The organism is Hymenobacter polaris (genome assembly GCF_012927305.1).
GTDB lineage: Bacteria > Bacteroidota > Bacteroidia > Cytophagales > Hymenobacteraceae > Hymenobacter > Hymenobacter polaris.
The window spans coordinates 1,414,966-1,430,035 of the sequence record NZ_JABBGH010000001.1 but is presented as its reverse complement, the minus strand read 5'-3'; the positions used below and the strand labels follow the sequence as shown (position 1 = coordinate 1,430,035).

The following is a 15,070-nucleotide window of genomic DNA, read 5'->3' as shown; positions in this document are numbered from 1 at the left end:
GGTATGAATTGTACGGAGCGAAGATGCTAAAAGATAGTGGATACGTACTCCGGGAACATATCGCGCCACACCGGCCAGTCGTGGGTGCCGGGGCGCACGTCGAGGCGGTGGGCGATACCCTTGCGCGAGAGGATGTCGGCTATCTGGTAGTTCGAATCCTTGCAGAAGTCGTCGTAGGCCGTGCCCAGGATGATGTTCATGCGCCACAGGTCCGGGTCCTGGTCGTTGGGCAGGTAGTCGGGCGGGTTGTTGTAGTACACCTGCTCGTCGTAGTAGCCGCCCATAAACATGCGGATGTCAAAGGAGGCCCCCATCGAGAACATGTGGGCCACCAAGCCTGGGTGGCGAAAGGCGAAGTTGAGCGCCTGGTAGCCCCCGAGCGAGCAGCCCGCCACGCCCACCTTATCCACCTGGCACTCGCGCTGAATGGCGGGCACCAGCTCGTCGGCCACGAAGCGGTCGTAGAGCGTGTGGTTCCACACGCGGGTGCCGGGGTGCAGGTGCTTGGCGTACCAGCTGTACTTGTCGCCGCTATCGATGCAATAGAGCTTAATCAGCTTATTATCAATAAACCAGCGCACCGAGTCCACCAGCTTAAAGTCCTTGGCCTCGTAGTAGCGGCCGTTGGAGGTGGGGAAGATGATAATAGGGTAGCCATAGTTGCCCAGTACCAGCATTTCCAGCTCCAGGCCCAGGTGGTGCGAGTAAAAGCGGCGGTAGTCTTCGTGCAAAAGGGGAGGGCCGCGGCGGGATGGTGAGCGCGCCGCAACCGCCCGCAAACTAAGCCGAAAAATTAATTTCCCGCCCCTGGGCGCGGGCCGGTGGGGCGCCGAGTGCGCGCCCCAGGCCCATATTTGCACTGCATGACCCAGGTTCGCTTTCAATCGCCGCCCAGCGTAGTGGCCGTGCGCCACGACGAGGCGCTGTTTTCGGTAGCCCTCGGGCGGGTGGTGCGCCTGGCGGTGGTGCTGCCCCCCGGCTACTCCGCCCAGGCCGCCGCGCCCTACCCGGTGCTCTACCTCAACGATGGCCAGGACCTGGCCCGCCTGCACCTGCCGGCGGTGCTCAACCGCCTGTATCGGCGCGGCGAAGTGCCGCCCTTCGTGCTGGTAGCCGTGCACGCCGCCGACCGCCTGCAGGAGTACGGCGTGGCCGCCCGCCCCGACTACCTGGGGCGCGGCAGCCGCGCCGGACGCTACGCCGACTTTATGCTCCGGGAGCTGCTGCCCTACGTGCAAGCCCACTACCACGCCAGCGCCGAGCCCGCCGAGGCCGTGGTGGCGGGCATGTCCCTAGGGGGGCTGTCGGCCTTCGACCTGGCCTGGCACCACCCCGAGGCGTTTGGGCGGGCGGGCGCGTTCAGCGGCTCGTTTTGGTGGCGCGGCCGGGCCCTGAGCGACGGCTACACCGACGCCGACCGCCTGATGCACCAGCTGGTGCGCGCCCGCCCGGCCCAGCCCGGCCAGCAGTTCTGGCTGCAAACCGGCACCCTCGACGAAACCAGCGACCGCAACCACAACGGCGTCATCGACGCCATCGACGACACCCTGGATTTGCTGGCCGAGCTGCGCGGCCAGGGCGTGCCCGCGGCGGCCCTGCGCTACGTGGAGGTGCCCGGCGGCCATCACCACCCCAGCACCTGGGGCGCCATTATGCCCGATTTTCTGCGCTGGGCCTTTGGCCAGCCAGCGGCCCTAGGGCCGGCCGAGGTAGCGGCTTGCGTGCGCCCGCCCTACCAGTGGCGGGCCCTGGGCCGGGCGCTGGTGCGCCGCCCCCAGGGCGCCGCGCGGCTCAAGTTTGCCTACCTGCGGCCGGCGGCTACCTTTGCGCCCGTGCCCCACCACCCGCTGGCCGCTACCCAGGTGCGCCCCACGCTCGACGGCTATTCGCCTAGGGTGCAGGCGTACATAAACCTGGTGCCCGCTGAGGCCGACCCGCTAAACCAGCTGCGCCAGCAGGCCGCCGCCCTGCAGCAGCAGCTAGCGAGCCTCAGCGAGGCGCAGGCGCTGCTGCGCTACGCCCCCGGCAAGTGGACGCCCAAGCAGGTGCTGCTGCATCTTGTTGATGCCGAGCGCATTTTCACGTACCGCGCTCTGCGCTTTGCCCGCGCCGACGCGCAGGAGCTGCCGGGCTTCGACGAAAACGACTACGCCGACAATTGCGAGGCCAACGACCGCCCACTTAGCGACTTGCTGGCCGAGTACCAGGCCGTGCGGGCCGCCACGCTGGCCTTTTTCGGTAGCCTCAACGGCGGGCAGCTCGACCGGGCGGGGCGCGCTAACGGCAGCCCCTACACGGTGCGGGGCCTGCTTTATATAACGGCCGGCCACGAGCACCACCACCTGCGCGTGCTAGCCGAGCGCTACTGGCCGCTGCTGCAAAGCCCCACTGCGCCCTAAAATCAGCCGTTTTTGGCCAGCGCAACAACCGCCTTCGCCCGTGCGTTAGGGCGTTATACGACCCTAGGGGCCGTTATTTCGCGCAAAACGCCTACTTTTAAGCATCCTTCCACCCCAACCCTTTCTGCATCATGGCCAAAGCCCAAGACGCCCGCAAAGAGAAGAAAAAAGAGCCGACCAAATCCATGAAGGAGAAAAAGGCCGAAAAAGAAGAAAAGAAAGTCGCCCGCGCCCGCAAGCAAGAATAGACCGCAGATTTAACGGATTTAACGGATTGCGCCGATACGCTTGCTGGCGCAAGCTGACTACGCGAACGGACTGGTTACTTCTGCTACAAAACCTGGAATAACTCCAGCGCTTTAAGTAGTTAGGTATCCGTTCGCGTAGTCAGCTTGCGCCAGCAAGCGTATCGGCGTAATCCGTTAAATCTGCGGTTCAGATGGTATAGTACGCCTCCTGCTGCTGCTTGTCGTGGTAGCGGGTGTGGCCGTGCAGGGTGAGCTTGATGAGGAGCCGGTAGGCGCGGCGGCGGCTGATATTGAGCAGCTTGGCACAGTCGGGCACCGTGAGGCGCGGGTGAGTGCGCAGGTAGTCGAGCACCCGCAGCTCGTCTTTGTTAAGCGGAATTTTTTCGAGGCGTGCCTCGGGTTGCTGGCGCTCTAGCACCCGCTCGGTGAGGGAGCTGGCTTGTACGCTTTCGTCGCGCACGCGCACGTAGCTGCGCCACTCGCCGGGCGCTACCTGGGCGCGGTGAGGCTTATGGCGGCTTTCGGGTACGCTCACCACCACTACCACCGCGCCCGCCTCGTCCTCCACTTCCTGCAACGCCAGCTCCAGGGGCGGCTCGATGTAGTGGGCGGCCGCCTCGCGCAGTTGGTACATTTCTTCCTCGGCATCGCGCACGCCCACTACGCGCCCGTCGTCGTCCACGCCCACCAGCACCTGCCCGCCGCGGGTGTTGGCCAGCGAGGCCAGTGTGCGGGCAATGCGGGTTGGGTGGGTGGTTTTCTTTTTAAATTCCAGCCGCTCGCCCTCGCCCTGCCGAATAAGTGCGCGTAAATTCATTTGGTAAGCTGTTGGCTACTAGCTGTTAGCCGGTAGCTTTTGTTGACTAAGCAAGTTCAGAACGTCAGCCCAAACGCAAATGTGCCGCCTTCCGGTTAGGAAAGCGGCACATTGAAGAAGCTAACAGCCAATGGCTAGCAGCTGAATTAGAAAGGCAGGTCGTTATCGTCGTCGCTGGCGATGGGGGCTGCGGGCTGAGCGCGCAGGTTAGGGTTCTGGTTTTGGGCGGGGCGGGCCGCCTGCTGCTGGGGCTGGCTGTAGGAGCTGCTGCCACCCGCGGCGGGAGCGCCGCCACCCGTAGCCGGCTCAATGCGCCAGGCTTCGAGGTTGGTGAAGTACAGCATCTGGCCATTCTTGTTGAAGCCGCGGCCGCGCAGGTTGAAGGTCACTTTCACCTCGTCGCCAATCTTGAAAGGGTCGATGAGGGCAGTCTTATCCTGCACCAACTGAAACTTAATTTGCTCAGGATATTGGCCTTCCTGCACCTCGAGGACGAACTCGCGCTTGCGGAATTTTTCGCTAACCTGCTGTTCATCAAAAATATCGTGCAGGCGGCCGGTTACGTCGTATGCCATCGGTAGAAAAGTTTTTTGGTTCTGAAATACGTGGGTTCAAACCTACGAAAAAAAACTGAGGGTGGCCGACTTTTTAGCCAGCTTTTGCCGCGCCTAGTGGCCCGGCCCGGCCCTAGGCCCCCGGCTGCGGGTTAAGTAACAACGCATTAACGAATGAAGTTTCCGGGCAAGAAATGCTGGCAAACCGGGCTAGCTGGCGGGGTGCCAGCCGCCGCCCGGCGCTAAAACTATTAGCGCGCCACCCTAGGCTCCGCGGGTAAGCCAGGGTGGTGCGAACTTGCGGGCCTAACCGCAGTTTGCCCATGTTTGCCCTTGCCTTGCACGGCGGCGCCGGCACCATCGCCCGCGCCTCGCTCACCCCCGCCCTCGAAGCCGCCTACCGCGCCGCCCTGCAAGCGGCGCTGGCCGCCGGCACCACCCTGCTAGCGCAGGGCGCCCCCGCCCTCGACGCCGTGGAGGCCACTGTGCGCAGCCTCGAAGACTGCCCGCTCTTTAATGCCGGCCGCGGGGCCGTGTTCACCCACGACGGCCACCACGAGATGGACGCCGCCCTCATGGATGGGGCCAGCGGCCGGGCCGGCGCCGTGGCTGGCGTGCGCCAGGTGCAGAATCCCATTCGGGCGGCCCGCCTGGTGATGGAGCAAACCGAGCACGTGCTGCTGGCCTACCCCGGCGCCGACGAGCTGGCCCACGCGCACGGCCTGCCGCTGCAGCCGCCCGCCTATTTTTTCACCCAGCAGCGCTTCGACCAGTTGCAGCAAGCCATTGCGGCGGGCCGCACCCAACTCGACCACGCCGCCAGCCCTGGCCCCGGCCCAGCCCCCCTAGGCCCCGACCCCAACTGGAAAAAAGGCACCGTGGGCGCCGTGGCCCGCGACCAGCGCGGCTACCTGGCCGCCGCCACCAGCACCGGCGGCATGACCAACAAGCGCTACTCGCGCATCGGCGACACGCCCATCATTGGGGCCGGCACCTGGGCCGATGCGCGCTGCGCCATCAGCTGCACCGGGCACGGCGAGTACTTTATGCGGGCCGTGGTGGGCTACGACGTGGCCTGCCTGATGGAGTACAAAGGGTTATCGCTGGCCGAGGCCTGCCGCGTGGTGGTGCACGACAAGCTGGCCCCGGTGGGCGGCGAGGGCGGCCTCATTGCCGCAGATGCCGCCGGCCACCTGGCCCTGCCCTTCAACTCGGAAGGCATGTACCGCGCCAGCCACAGTATGGCCGGCGAGGAGTTGGTGGCTATATACTAAGGAGTAGAGAACGGGTAAAAAAGGCGGTCATGCTGAGTTCCGCGAAGCATCTCTACCACGCCAGTCGTGTTCGGTAGAGATGCTTCGCGGAACTCAGCATGACCGCCTTTTTGCTCTGGCTACCCCCTAGGGCCTTATTGCGCGGCGGGCTGGGCGGCGGCGCGGCTCACGTAAAACTTGCGCTCCGTCATGCAGTACACGTTGCCCTTGGCCAGCACGTGCATCCGAATGTTCTCGATGGAGAGGGTAGTGCCTTTTTTGGCGGCGGCGGCATTATTGTGCATAATGTCGAAGCCGTCGAGAATAATGACCAGGTTCGAGCCGATGGTTTCGACCAGGTGTCCCTCGGTGATGAGCACGCCGGTATCCTCGCCCAGCCCGATACCAATGAGCCGGGGGTAGAGGGCCACCGCCTCGATGAGCCGGCCGAAGCGCCCGCGCTTCACAAAGTGCGAGTCGATGATGGCTGGCGGCAGTAGCCCCAGGCCGGCGCCCATCTTCACGGCGCCTTTGAGCAGGGCGTCGGGCACCGAGCCGCCGCGTATCATGTGCTGCGACATACCCATGGCCCCGGCGCTGGTGCCGGCCACCACGAAGTTGGGCTCGGCGTGGTAGCGGCGCAGCAGGGTGTCGAGAAAATCGGTTTCGGCAAACATCTCGCGCAGGCGCGACTGGTTGCCGCCCGACATCATCACTACGTCGGCGGCCAGCAGGCGCTCCAGATACTCGGGCTGGCGGGCGGCGGCGGGCGTGCCAATGTCCATGATGCCCACGTTGTCGCACCCCAGCATGGCGAACGAGCCCAGGTAAATCTGCCCCACTTCCTGCGGAATCATGGACGCCGTGGTGATGACCTCGATGCGCGGGTTTTCCTTGCCCGACTCGGCCACTACGCGCTTGAGAATACCCAGCTCGAAAAAATTGAGGTAGTACTGGCGCTTGCTGCGCACGGTGGGGTAGGTGCCCTTGTCTTCGTTGCCGCCAATGGCGATGAGCTTGCCGCGGGGAGGGAGGTGTTTCAACACAAATAGAATTATCAGCTGCCAGAAGTTGCAAAAATACGTGCGGCCCGTTGGGCTGGCCAGCCCTAGGCCCCCAGCCAACCAGGTAAGTGACGGGCCCCTAGGCCTAGTGTGGGAGTGGCGCCAGCCCTAGGGCTGGCAGCCAGGCGTGGCGCATTATGGCATATTATATAGTACGCGTTATACCGCCGGGGGGCTGGGCGGCCAGCCCAGCAGCTCATCAAGGGTGCCCGTGGTTACGGAGTGGTAATTGGGGCGGGCCAGCGCATAAATGGCCTGGGCCCGCGCCGGCCCGCCGGGTACCGCCAGCAGCGCCCGGTACAGGGGCACCACAAACTTGCGTCGGCCCACCCGGCGCAGGAACGCGGCCAGCGCGGCTTCGGCGGGGAAGTAGCTTGCCGCCGTGGCCCGCTCGAGCCAGGCCGCCAGCACCTCGGCATTGCCCGTGGCCGTGAAGTGGAAAGCCGCGTCGAGCTGCCCGAGGGCGGTAGCCGAAAGGGTAGGAGGCAGGTTGCGCACGAAGTACTCCCACTCCTGGCTGCTCCAGGCGGCAGTGGAGGGCAGCAGGGCGGCGGGCGGGGTGCCGGCGGCCAGCTGGCCTAGGGCCCCGGCCACCGCCTCGAAGCGGACTGCGCGGGCCGCGGGCGCCCCCGGCGGCAGGCCCGGCCCGTCGAGCCAAGCGGGCAGGTCGAGGCGGGCGGCTCCGGCCGGAGTAAGCAAAACCTGGCTTAGGTAGGCGGCGAAGCGGTCGGTGTCCATGCTTTGGAAAGCGAACTGGTTGAAGTAGCCCTTTATGAAAGCATCGAGGCGGGGCCGGCCTACCAGCTGCTCTAGGGCGAGCAGCAGCAGGCAGCCCTTCTCGTAGGCCACGTCGTTGAGGCCCTCGTCGGGGTCGCGACCGGCCAAGTGCAGGCGCAGGTGAGTAGCCGGGCTCGCGGGGCCTAGGGTCTGCAGGGTGTGCTGCAGGTCGGCTTCGCCCAGCACCTGCAGCATGTCGGCGTAGGGCCGGCCGTAGAGCTGCTCCATAATGCGCCGCTCGAAATACACCGTAAACCCTTCGTTAAGCCAGAAATCATTCCAGGTTCCATTTGTAACCAAGTTGCCGCTCCACGAATGCGCCAGCTCGTGCGCCACCAGGCTGGTCAGGCTGCGGTCGCCGGCAATAATAGTGGGTGTTACAAATGTTAAGCAAGGATTTTCCATGCCACCAAAGGGAAAGCTGGGTGGTAACACAAGTAAATCGTAGCGCCCCCAGCGGTAGGGCCCGTACAATTGTTCGGCAGCCAGCACCATGCGCTCCAGGTCGGCAAACTCGTGGTGGGCGGCCCCTAGGGTGACTGGCTCGGCATATACCCCGGCCCGGTTGCTGAGGGGCGCGAAGTCGAGGCGCCCCACGGCCAGCGCCAGCAGGTAGGCCGGCACCGGGTGCGGCTGGCGGAAGTAGTAGCGGCCGTCGGGCGCCGTGGCCTGCGGGTTGTTGGCGGCGCTCATCAGCGCCAGCAGCTGGCCCCGCGCCGCGCCCAGCAGCTCCACCGTCGCCTCGTAGCTGAAGCGGCAACCCGGCGAGTCGGGGCAAGGCAGCCAGGTACGCGCCAAAATGGCCTGCGACTGCGTGAACAAAAACGGGTGCTCGCCGGCCGTTTGGGCGGGTGCCAGCCACTGCAGCGCCGCCGCGCCGGGGCTGGTGCGGTAGGCTACCCGCACGGCCGCCGTGCCGGCCGGCACAGCTATGCGCAGCGCCCGGCCCAGCACGGGGTCGGCCGCTGCGGCCAGGGCATAGGTGGCCGCCGGGCCCGTCGGCGCTGGCCCTAGGCCCACCCCGTCAAGGAGCAGGTCGCGGGTGTCCAGCACCAGCTCGGTGGCGGCGAGCGGGGGCTCGGCCAGGTGCCAAGTGGCGGTGCCGGCTAGTGTGCAACTGGCAAAATCGACGGTGAGGGCTAGGTGCAGGTGGGTGGGGCGCAGCGGGCTGGCCGCGGCGTAGCTGTGCGGGTCGGGCGGCGGGCCGGGCAGGGCTGGTAGGGTAGTAGGCATGGGTAGAAACGGAGGAAAATAGCTGGCCCGGCCGGGCGGGCACGGGGAGCGAAGACGAGTAGTTTACTGACCGGCGCGGCGGCTGGTTGGGACCGGGCCGTGGGCCGCGGGCGGGTGGCTGCTAAAAAAAACTTGCGCTAATGCTATCCGGTAGATGCTGCCGGCCACTGGTAGGCCCGTAATTTGCAAGGTGCGTGGGGCGGCTAGCCCATAACCCCTAGCCCCCGGCCGCAGTACAATGGCCGAGCTTCCACCACTGCCCGGCCCGGCCGGCACTTACCCAGTCTACTTTTGAAACGGCTTTCGCTTCGCTTTTACTTTTTGTCGGCTGCCCTTTGGCTGGGGCTGCTCAGCCTGCCGCTGTGGCTGGCCTCGTGCGGCCAGCACGACCAAACCAGCGCCACCACCGACCACCCCGGCAGCCCCGCCGCCTCGGGCGCCACCAACACCAGCGGCCCCGAGCCGCGCCTCGACAGTGTTTACGTCATTCGGGCCATGGCCGCCGAGCCGCGCTTCAAGGCGCAGGAGCGCTGGGCGCGCAAGTTTTACCGCGAGCGGCAGGGCCGCCTAGGCTGGTTTAGGGGCCACGAGCTGGTGCCGCAAGCCGCTACGCTGCTCACCGTGATTGGTAAAGCAAAGGATGATGGCCTCGACCCTAAACGCTATGATACCAGCAAGGTAAGCAAGCTGCTAGCCGACCTGAATAAGGTGGGGCAGGACACTGCGCGCCGCAACCAGCTGGAGCGCCAGGCCGATGTGGCCCTCTCGGGCACCTACTTTGCCTGGGCTTCCGACTACTACCGCGGCGTGGCCAACCCCCGCGACCGCAAGGACGATTCGTGGAAGGTGAAGCGCAATAAAATCAAGCTTGACCGGGCACTGCTCACCATCCTCAAGGAGCGCGAGAGCACGTATCCGTACTACGATTTTGCCCCGCTGCACCCCGAATACGCCAACCTTAAGAAGGCCTTGACGCTGCTGCGGGCGCGCCAGGAAGCGGGGGGCTGGCCCACCCTGCCGGCCACTACTAAGCTGGCGCCGGGTGCCACTTCGCCCACGGTGGCGCTGCTGCGCCGCCGCCTGCTGGGTGGCGAAAACACCGGCCAGTCGCCCGCCGCCGTGGCCGCCGGCGCCACCCCCGTTACCAATATCGTAGCCCCGGCTGATGTGTACGACCCTAGGCTGGTGGCGGCCGTCAAGAGCTTCCAGAACGACCTGGGGTTGCGGCCCACCGGCATTGTGAGCGGCACTACGCTGGCCGAGCTGAACGTGCCCATTCAGGCCCGCATCAACCAGGTTATTTTGAACATGGAGCGCTGGCGTTGGCTGCCCAAAAAGTTCGAGCCCGACTACTTGCTGGTCAACATTCCGGAATATCGCCTGCGGGTATTTGAAGGTGGTAAACAGGCGCTGACCATGCGCGTCATCGTGGGCAAAACGCTTACCGCGACGCCCATTTTTTCCGATAAGATGGAGTACGTGGTGCTCTCGCCCTACTGGAACGTGCCGTTCAGCATCATCGACCACGAGCTGCGTCCCAAACTGGTGGCCGACCCCCAGGGCACCCTCGACCGCCTCGATATGGAGGTGGTAAAGGGCTACGGCCGCAAGGCCACCGTCATCGACCCTACTACTATTGACTGGGCCACCCTCACGCCCGAGACGTTTAAGTACACCCTACGCCGCCGCCCCGGCCCTAAAAACGACCTGGGCGAGGTGAAGTTTATCTTCCCCAACTCCAACGATATTTACCTGCACGACACGCCCCACAACGAGCTGTTTTCGGAAACCAAGCGCAACTTTAGCCACGGCTGCGTGCGCGTGGCGGAGCCCGTGCAGCTGGCGACTTATCTGCTGCGCAACAACCCCAATTGGGACCAAACTACCATTCAGGATACCATTGCCGAGCGCAAGGAAAAGTACGTGACCCTGAAAGAGAAGCTGCCGGTATACCTGGTGTACCTCACTGCCTGGGCTGATGCCGATGGCCACCCGCACTTTCGCGACGACATCTACGGCCACGACAAGGCTCTGGCCAAAGAGTACTTCGGAGAGTAAGTCCTAGGGTAATAAACCACCAAAAAGCCCCGGTTATCTAGTCGATAGCCGGGGCTTTTTGATGTGTTAACATTTGTATAGTTGGGCATATGGAAGAGTGCTAGAAGTCAATCTTAAACAAATGTTTATGAATTTACAAGTGTACTGAAAAGGTAAAAGTAACTTTATTTACTTTTGCATTGGGGATGGGAATTGCTCATCAGCGCTGCCGTTTACAATTTGTTTCGCACATTTGTGGGGTGTTTAGCTCGCTATTGTAGATGGTATCCCTCATTAAGGAGTTGCTCGACTGGCAGCAGCTTAGTCCTACCCAGTTTGCTGACCGCATTGGTATTGGCCGTCCCGTTATCAGCCATATCCTGAGTGAGCGCAACAAACCCAGTCTGGAGGTGATTAAGAGCATTAAAGTCGCTTTTCCGGAGGTGTCAACCGACTGGCTGCTTACCGGCAGCGGCCCGATGCTGGCCGCCGGGGCTACCGAAGCTACCGGCTCCCAGCCTATCATAGCCAACCCCCCGGCCCCTAGCCCCGCCCCGGCCGACCTAGCCCCCGTATCACCCAGCTCCGGCGCCCCGGTAGCAATTGAGGTGCCGGCGCCTGCCGCCACCGAAGCATCTTCGCCAGCTGCTCCTGCTGCGCCCCGCGAGGCAAGCGCCGCCCCACCACCCGAGCCCGAGGTAGCGCCGCCAACCGCTACCCAGGCTGCGCCACCGGCCCGGTTTCGGGCCAGTAAGTTCGCTGCGCCGGCTCCGGCTGCCGCTTCCGGGCCAGCTGCTGCCCAGCCAACAGGGGTACCCCTGCCAGGCCCGGCACAAGCTCTTGCCCCCAGTTCCCAGTCTCTGGCCAAAGCGGCCGCTGCGCCCACCAACCCAGAGCCGGCAGCGCCTCTAGCTTCCCTCCCGGCCGCTGTGCCCCCGGCCGCCCCGCTTGCCGGGCAGCTAGCCCAGCCTCTGACCGCTGAGACTGCCGCGCTGGCGACCAGCCTAGCCGAGCCCGGCAAGGCCATCCGCCGCATTGTCATCTTTTACCGCGACGGCTCTTTTGCCGATTACCAGCCCGAGTAAAAGACCGCCACTGAGTGCGAGGCGCTTCAACAAATTGCTTGGCTACAGTAGCTGCGCGTAGGCCAGCAAGGTGGCCAGGAACCAGCGGGAAACAAGGGAGGCGGCCCTAGTTCGCCAGGGCTACTGCGTGCTTGGCGCTTGCTAATATTTTGAGGGTACCAGTTGCGCACCAGTACCGCGCTGAACCTAAGCTGGTGTTGCTATGCACTCCCTGGCGACTTCAAAATTGGCTCTTCGCCCGCATCGCGCCAAGCTGTTTAACTAGGGATGACGGTGCTAGCGCCTCGATGCAGTAGGCTAACGTCATTATATAAAATGAGCTTAGAAAAATACTACTATAACTTTGCTTAACTACTAGCAAAAAGACGCAGCCTGCTTGCCGTGCCTTGCCAAAATATTGAAATATGCCGAGGCGTATACTGCTTGTTATTGTACAATGATTATTTCGGGTATAACAAGCAGTAGTTAGCAGTCAAAAAATATATTATAAATTGCTAAAAATCAGAAAGCAATGAAAGGTATAGCGAAGAAAGGATTCGGGTTAATAACGACTTTTTTAATTCTGGAGTTGTTATTTTTTTAATGCTATTTATTCAGCGCCTTTTTTCAGGCTTTAAATCAAGTATTCTAGCCTGCCGATGCTAATCTTTTTGCACAAGGCGTTTATAGCAATAAGTCTACTGCCAAGCAGCCAACTATTTTCGCAGCAGGCCAGTCTGCTACCAGTGCATCTTGGTGCTCGGCAGGTTTGGTGGCTGGTAGCCAGCAGGCCCTAGCCGGGCCAAGCAGTCCCGCGCTTGGCGAGGCCTTGGTGGCAGCCAGCACGCTTAGCAATGCTAACTTAATTTAAGGGCCCGCAGAATTGTAAATAGGTTGGGTTTTCGTTGGTAGCCGCTCAGCGCTTACCTCACTCACCCAGCCCAACTAGCTAACTTTTGCCGCTGGGCGGGGGCAGGGCTCCTGGCTGGGAGCGCAGTTTTTGGCGGGCCAGCTTTCGCCAATGGCCGGGCGGCCTTACCTTCGCGGCATGAAAAGCCTGCGCCCCTTCTCCCTGCTGCTGGCCGCCAGCGCGGCCCTGTTCCTGACTGCTTCCTGCGCCCAGGAGCCCGACGCTGAAAAAGACCCCAAAGCCAACGCCGAGTTCAAGCGGGCCCACCGCCCCCAGATGTATCGCGAGGCCCAGCGCAGCAACGTCAATTACTAAACTCCCCCAGGGCCTTTTAGCCGGTGCCAAGCGGCCCACCTAGCAGGTCTAGCTATTTAGCCAGCAAAAAGCCCCGGCTGCTATCACGGCAGCCGGGGCTTTCCTTTTTACTCGACCGGAGGGGCTAGGCCGGCACCAGCTCTTGCGCAGTGGCCAGGGGCACGGCCGCCAGTAGGCGCTGCTCCAGCAGGTCGGCCCAGGTGCGCAAATACAGCACCACGTCGTCGCGCTGGTTGTGGCGCAGGGCGTTGCGCCGCTCGAAGGGAATGGCTTGGCGCACGGCCGGGTCGCCCAGCTTTTCGAGGTTCGTCAGGTCCTGGCGCGAGAAGCCTAGGGCCAGCATCTCGTCGATGGTCTGGTCGAAGGGCAGGCCGCTGGTGGGGCAGTAGTCCACGAGCTGGCGCTCCCAGTCGCCGTAGCGCTGCAGGGCGCGGGCGTGAATTTCAGCCTTGGTGAGATGGGTGATGGTTTGGGCCAGGTGGCCGCAGTTGCAGCTACCCATGTGGCCCCATTGGTAGGGCGCTTCGGTAGCCAGGCGGCGGGCCGTGTTGCGCAGGGCCTGAATAAGCGGCAGGGAAATCCGGGAAGTCATGGCTACAAGAAAAAAGCTGACGAGGATAAGCGAACAAAGCGCGAAGCATCCAGATAAGCCCAGGGGCAGAAATTTTGTTTCCTCAGCGCACCGGAAATTACGGTTCCCTAGGGTATTCTCCAACAAAAAGTCCACTGCATTCCCGCAATGGACTTTTTGTTGACTACCAGTTGCCGCCGCTGGCAGCCCTAGGGCCGTGCGGCCGGCTAAAACCTACCGGCTGGTAAGCGGGCGGCTTAGTAGCTGCGGCCCTGGCCGCTGCCCGACTGCCCGCCGCGCCACGAGGAGCGTCCGCCCGAGCGGGCGCCGCCACCCGCCGAAGCTGGCCGGCCGCTACCCGAGCGCTCGCCCCCGCCCGAAGCCGGGCGGCTGGAACTCGCGCTGCCCTGGCGCGGGGCGCCGCCACTGCGGCCCCCGCCGCCGCCTGGTCCGCCGCGACCCTCGCGGGCCGGCCGGCCGGCCGGGCCCTTGGGCCGGACAATGCGCTCGTTGCCGTGCAGCGAAACCGGGGCCACGCTGGTGCTGGAGTAGGGGTGACCCTTGTCCACATCCAGCTGCTTGCGGATAAGCTTCTGAATATCTTGTAGGTAAGCCCGCTCCTCTTCCTCTACAAATGTAAACGCCGTGCCAAAAGCACCCGCCCGCCCGGTGCGGCCGATGCGGTGCACGTAGGTTTCGGGCTCGTTGGGCACTTCGTAGTTGATGACGTGGGTCAGCTCGTCCACGTCGATGCCGCGGGCGGCGATGTCAGTGGCTACCAGCACGCGGGTGGTGCCAGCCTTGAAGTTGCTGAGGGCGCGCTGGCGGTGGTTCTGGCTTTTATTGCCGTGGATGGCCTCGGCCGTAATCTGGGCCTTCTCCAGCGTCTCGGTCACCTTGTTGGCGCCGTGCTTGGTGCGGGTGAATACCAGCACGCGCTTGATGGCGGGGTCCTTGAGCACGTGGCGCAGCAAGGCGGGCTTGTCGGCCTTATCTACCAGAAACACCGACTGCGTGACCGTATCGGCGGTGCTCGACACGGGCGTGACGGCCACTTGCACCGGGTTGGGGCGCAGGATGGTGGCCGACAGCTCCTTGATGGCCTGCGGCATGGTGGCCGAGAAGAACAGGCTTTGGCGCCCGGCCGGCAGCTTGGGCAGAATGCGCTTGATGTCGTGGATGAAGCCCATGTCGAGCATGCGGTCGGCCTCATCGAGCACGAACACCTCGAGGTGCTGCAAGTGCACGTAGCCCTGGTTCATGAGGTCGAGCAGGCGGCCGGGCGTGGCTACCAGTATCTCCACGCCGCGCTGCAGGGCGGCCACCTGCGGGTTCTGGCCCACGCCGCCGAAAATAACCGTGGAGCGAAGCTGGGGCAGGTGGCGGCCGTAGGCCTTGAAGCTCTCGCCAATCTGGATGGCCAGCTCGCGGGTGGGCGTCAGCACCAGGCAGCGGATGCGGCCCCTAGGGCCCTGCCCGCCCTTCTGGGCCTGGGCGGTTTGGTGCAAAATCTGGAGGATGGGCACCGAGAAGGCGGCCGTTTTGCCGGTGCCGGTCTGGGCCACACCCAGCAGGTCGTGCCCCTCGAGCACCTGCGGAATGGCTTGCTGCTGGATGGGCGTGGGGGTGGTGTAGCCTTCCTCGCCAAGGGCGCGCAGGATGGGCTCAATCAGGTTGAGGTCGTTGAAGGTCATGGAGTGGGGGCCGACTCCCCGGCGGGGCGGCGGCCGGGCGGGGCTATCGGCAGCCCGCGCGAACGAAAAATTGAAAAGGGAAAAAAGCCGAACCTGGCGCGCACTGCCCGCCTTCTCCGGCCCGCGGCCGTATA

12 protein-coding genes are annotated in these 15,070 nt (G+C 63.9%); 5 read left to right on the top strand and 7 right to left on the bottom strand.

Going from position 1 to position 15,070, the window contains the following annotated elements; all coding sequences use genetic code 11:
* Positions 1-26 precede the first annotated feature (26 nt).
* On the bottom strand, positions 27-731 hold the full coding sequence (locus HHL22_RS06100; protein ID WP_169530051.1) for an esterase family protein: 705 nt from the start codon (positions 729-731) through the stop codon (positions 27-29).
* Between the two features lie 132 nt (positions 732-863).
* On the opposite strand from HHL22_RS06100, the gene HHL22_RS23945 reads away from it, so the two are divergent.
* Positions 864-2,399 carry an alpha/beta hydrolase-fold protein gene (locus tag HHL22_RS23945; protein WP_241737976.1) on the top strand — a complete coding sequence of 512 codons (1,536 nt, stop codon included), beginning with the start codon at positions 864-866 and terminating at the stop codon, positions 2,397-2,399.
* 435 nt (positions 2,400-2,834) lie between these two features.
* Here HHL22_RS23945 and HHL22_RS06090 read toward each other — a convergent pair whose 3' ends face one another.
* Complete coding sequence (locus HHL22_RS06090) at positions 2,835-3,464, bottom strand: AlbA family DNA-binding domain-containing protein (protein WP_169530050.1); 630 nt, start codon at positions 3,462-3,464, stop codon at positions 2,835-2,837.
* A 146-nt stretch (positions 3,465-3,610) separates the two neighbouring features.
* A complete protein-coding gene (locus HHL22_RS06085; RefSeq protein WP_169530049.1) occupies positions 3,611-4,039 on the bottom strand; it encodes a DUF3127 domain-containing protein in 429 nt (142 codons plus the stop codon).
* 302 nt (positions 4,040-4,341) lie between these two features.
* Here HHL22_RS06085 and HHL22_RS06080 point away from each other — a divergent pair, with 302 nt between their 5' ends.
* Positions 4,342-5,292: an isoaspartyl peptidase/L-asparaginase family protein gene (locus tag HHL22_RS06080; protein ID WP_169530048.1), complete on the top strand. Its 951-nt coding sequence runs from the start codon at positions 4,342-4,344 to the stop codon at positions 5,290-5,292.
* 134 nt (positions 5,293-5,426) lie between these two features.
* Here HHL22_RS06080 and HHL22_RS06075 read toward each other — a convergent pair whose 3' ends face one another.
* Both HHL22_RS06075 and HHL22_RS06070 read right to left on the bottom strand, forming a co-directional pair.
* Positions 5,427-6,314, bottom strand: coding sequence for a cyanophycinase (locus tag HHL22_RS06075; RefSeq protein ID WP_169530047.1), 888 nt, complete (start codon positions 6,312-6,314; stop codon positions 5,427-5,429).
* A 180-nt stretch (positions 6,315-6,494) separates the two neighbouring features.
* A complete protein-coding gene (locus HHL22_RS06070; protein WP_169530046.1) occupies positions 6,495-8,345 on the bottom strand; it encodes a M1 family metallopeptidase in 1,851 nt (616 codons plus the stop codon).
* Between the two features lie 321 nt (positions 8,346-8,666).
* Between HHL22_RS06070 and HHL22_RS06065 the strand changes: the two genes are divergently transcribed.
* The 3 genes from HHL22_RS06065 (at position 8,667) to HHL22_RS06055 (ending at position 12,671) form a co-directional block, all read left to right on the top strand.
* A complete protein-coding gene (locus HHL22_RS06065) occupies positions 8,667-10,403 on the top strand; it encodes a L,D-transpeptidase family protein (protein ID WP_241737975.1) in 1,737 nt (578 codons plus the stop codon).
* Between the two features lie 260 nt (positions 10,404-10,663).
* Positions 10,664-11,467 (top strand): helix-turn-helix domain-containing protein, encoded by an 804-nt coding sequence (locus HHL22_RS06060; protein WP_169530045.1) that lies wholly within the window; start codon positions 10,664-10,666, stop codon positions 11,465-11,467.
* A gap of 1,027 nt (positions 11,468-12,494) precedes the next feature.
* Positions 12,495-12,671: a hypothetical protein gene (locus HHL22_RS06055; RefSeq protein ID WP_169530044.1), complete on the top strand. Its 177-nt coding sequence runs from the start codon at positions 12,495-12,497 to the stop codon at positions 12,669-12,671.
* Positions 12,672-12,795: 124 nt separating this feature from the next.
* Here the strand turns inward: HHL22_RS06055 and HHL22_RS06050 are convergent, their stop codons facing one another.
* Together HHL22_RS06050 and HHL22_RS06045 are read right to left on the bottom strand one after the other, a co-directional pair.
* Positions 12,796-13,263: a hypothetical protein gene (locus tag HHL22_RS06050; protein ID WP_169530043.1), complete on the bottom strand. Its 468-nt coding sequence runs from the start codon at positions 13,261-13,263 to the stop codon at positions 12,796-12,798.
* 236 nt (positions 13,264-13,499) lie between these two features.
* The gene (locus tag HHL22_RS06045) at positions 13,500-14,936 is read right to left on the bottom strand and encodes a DEAD/DEAH box helicase (RefSeq protein WP_169530042.1); all 1,437 of its coding nucleotides are present in this window, start codon (positions 14,934-14,936) and stop codon (positions 13,500-13,502) included.
* Positions 14,937-15,070: the final 134 nt, after the last annotated feature.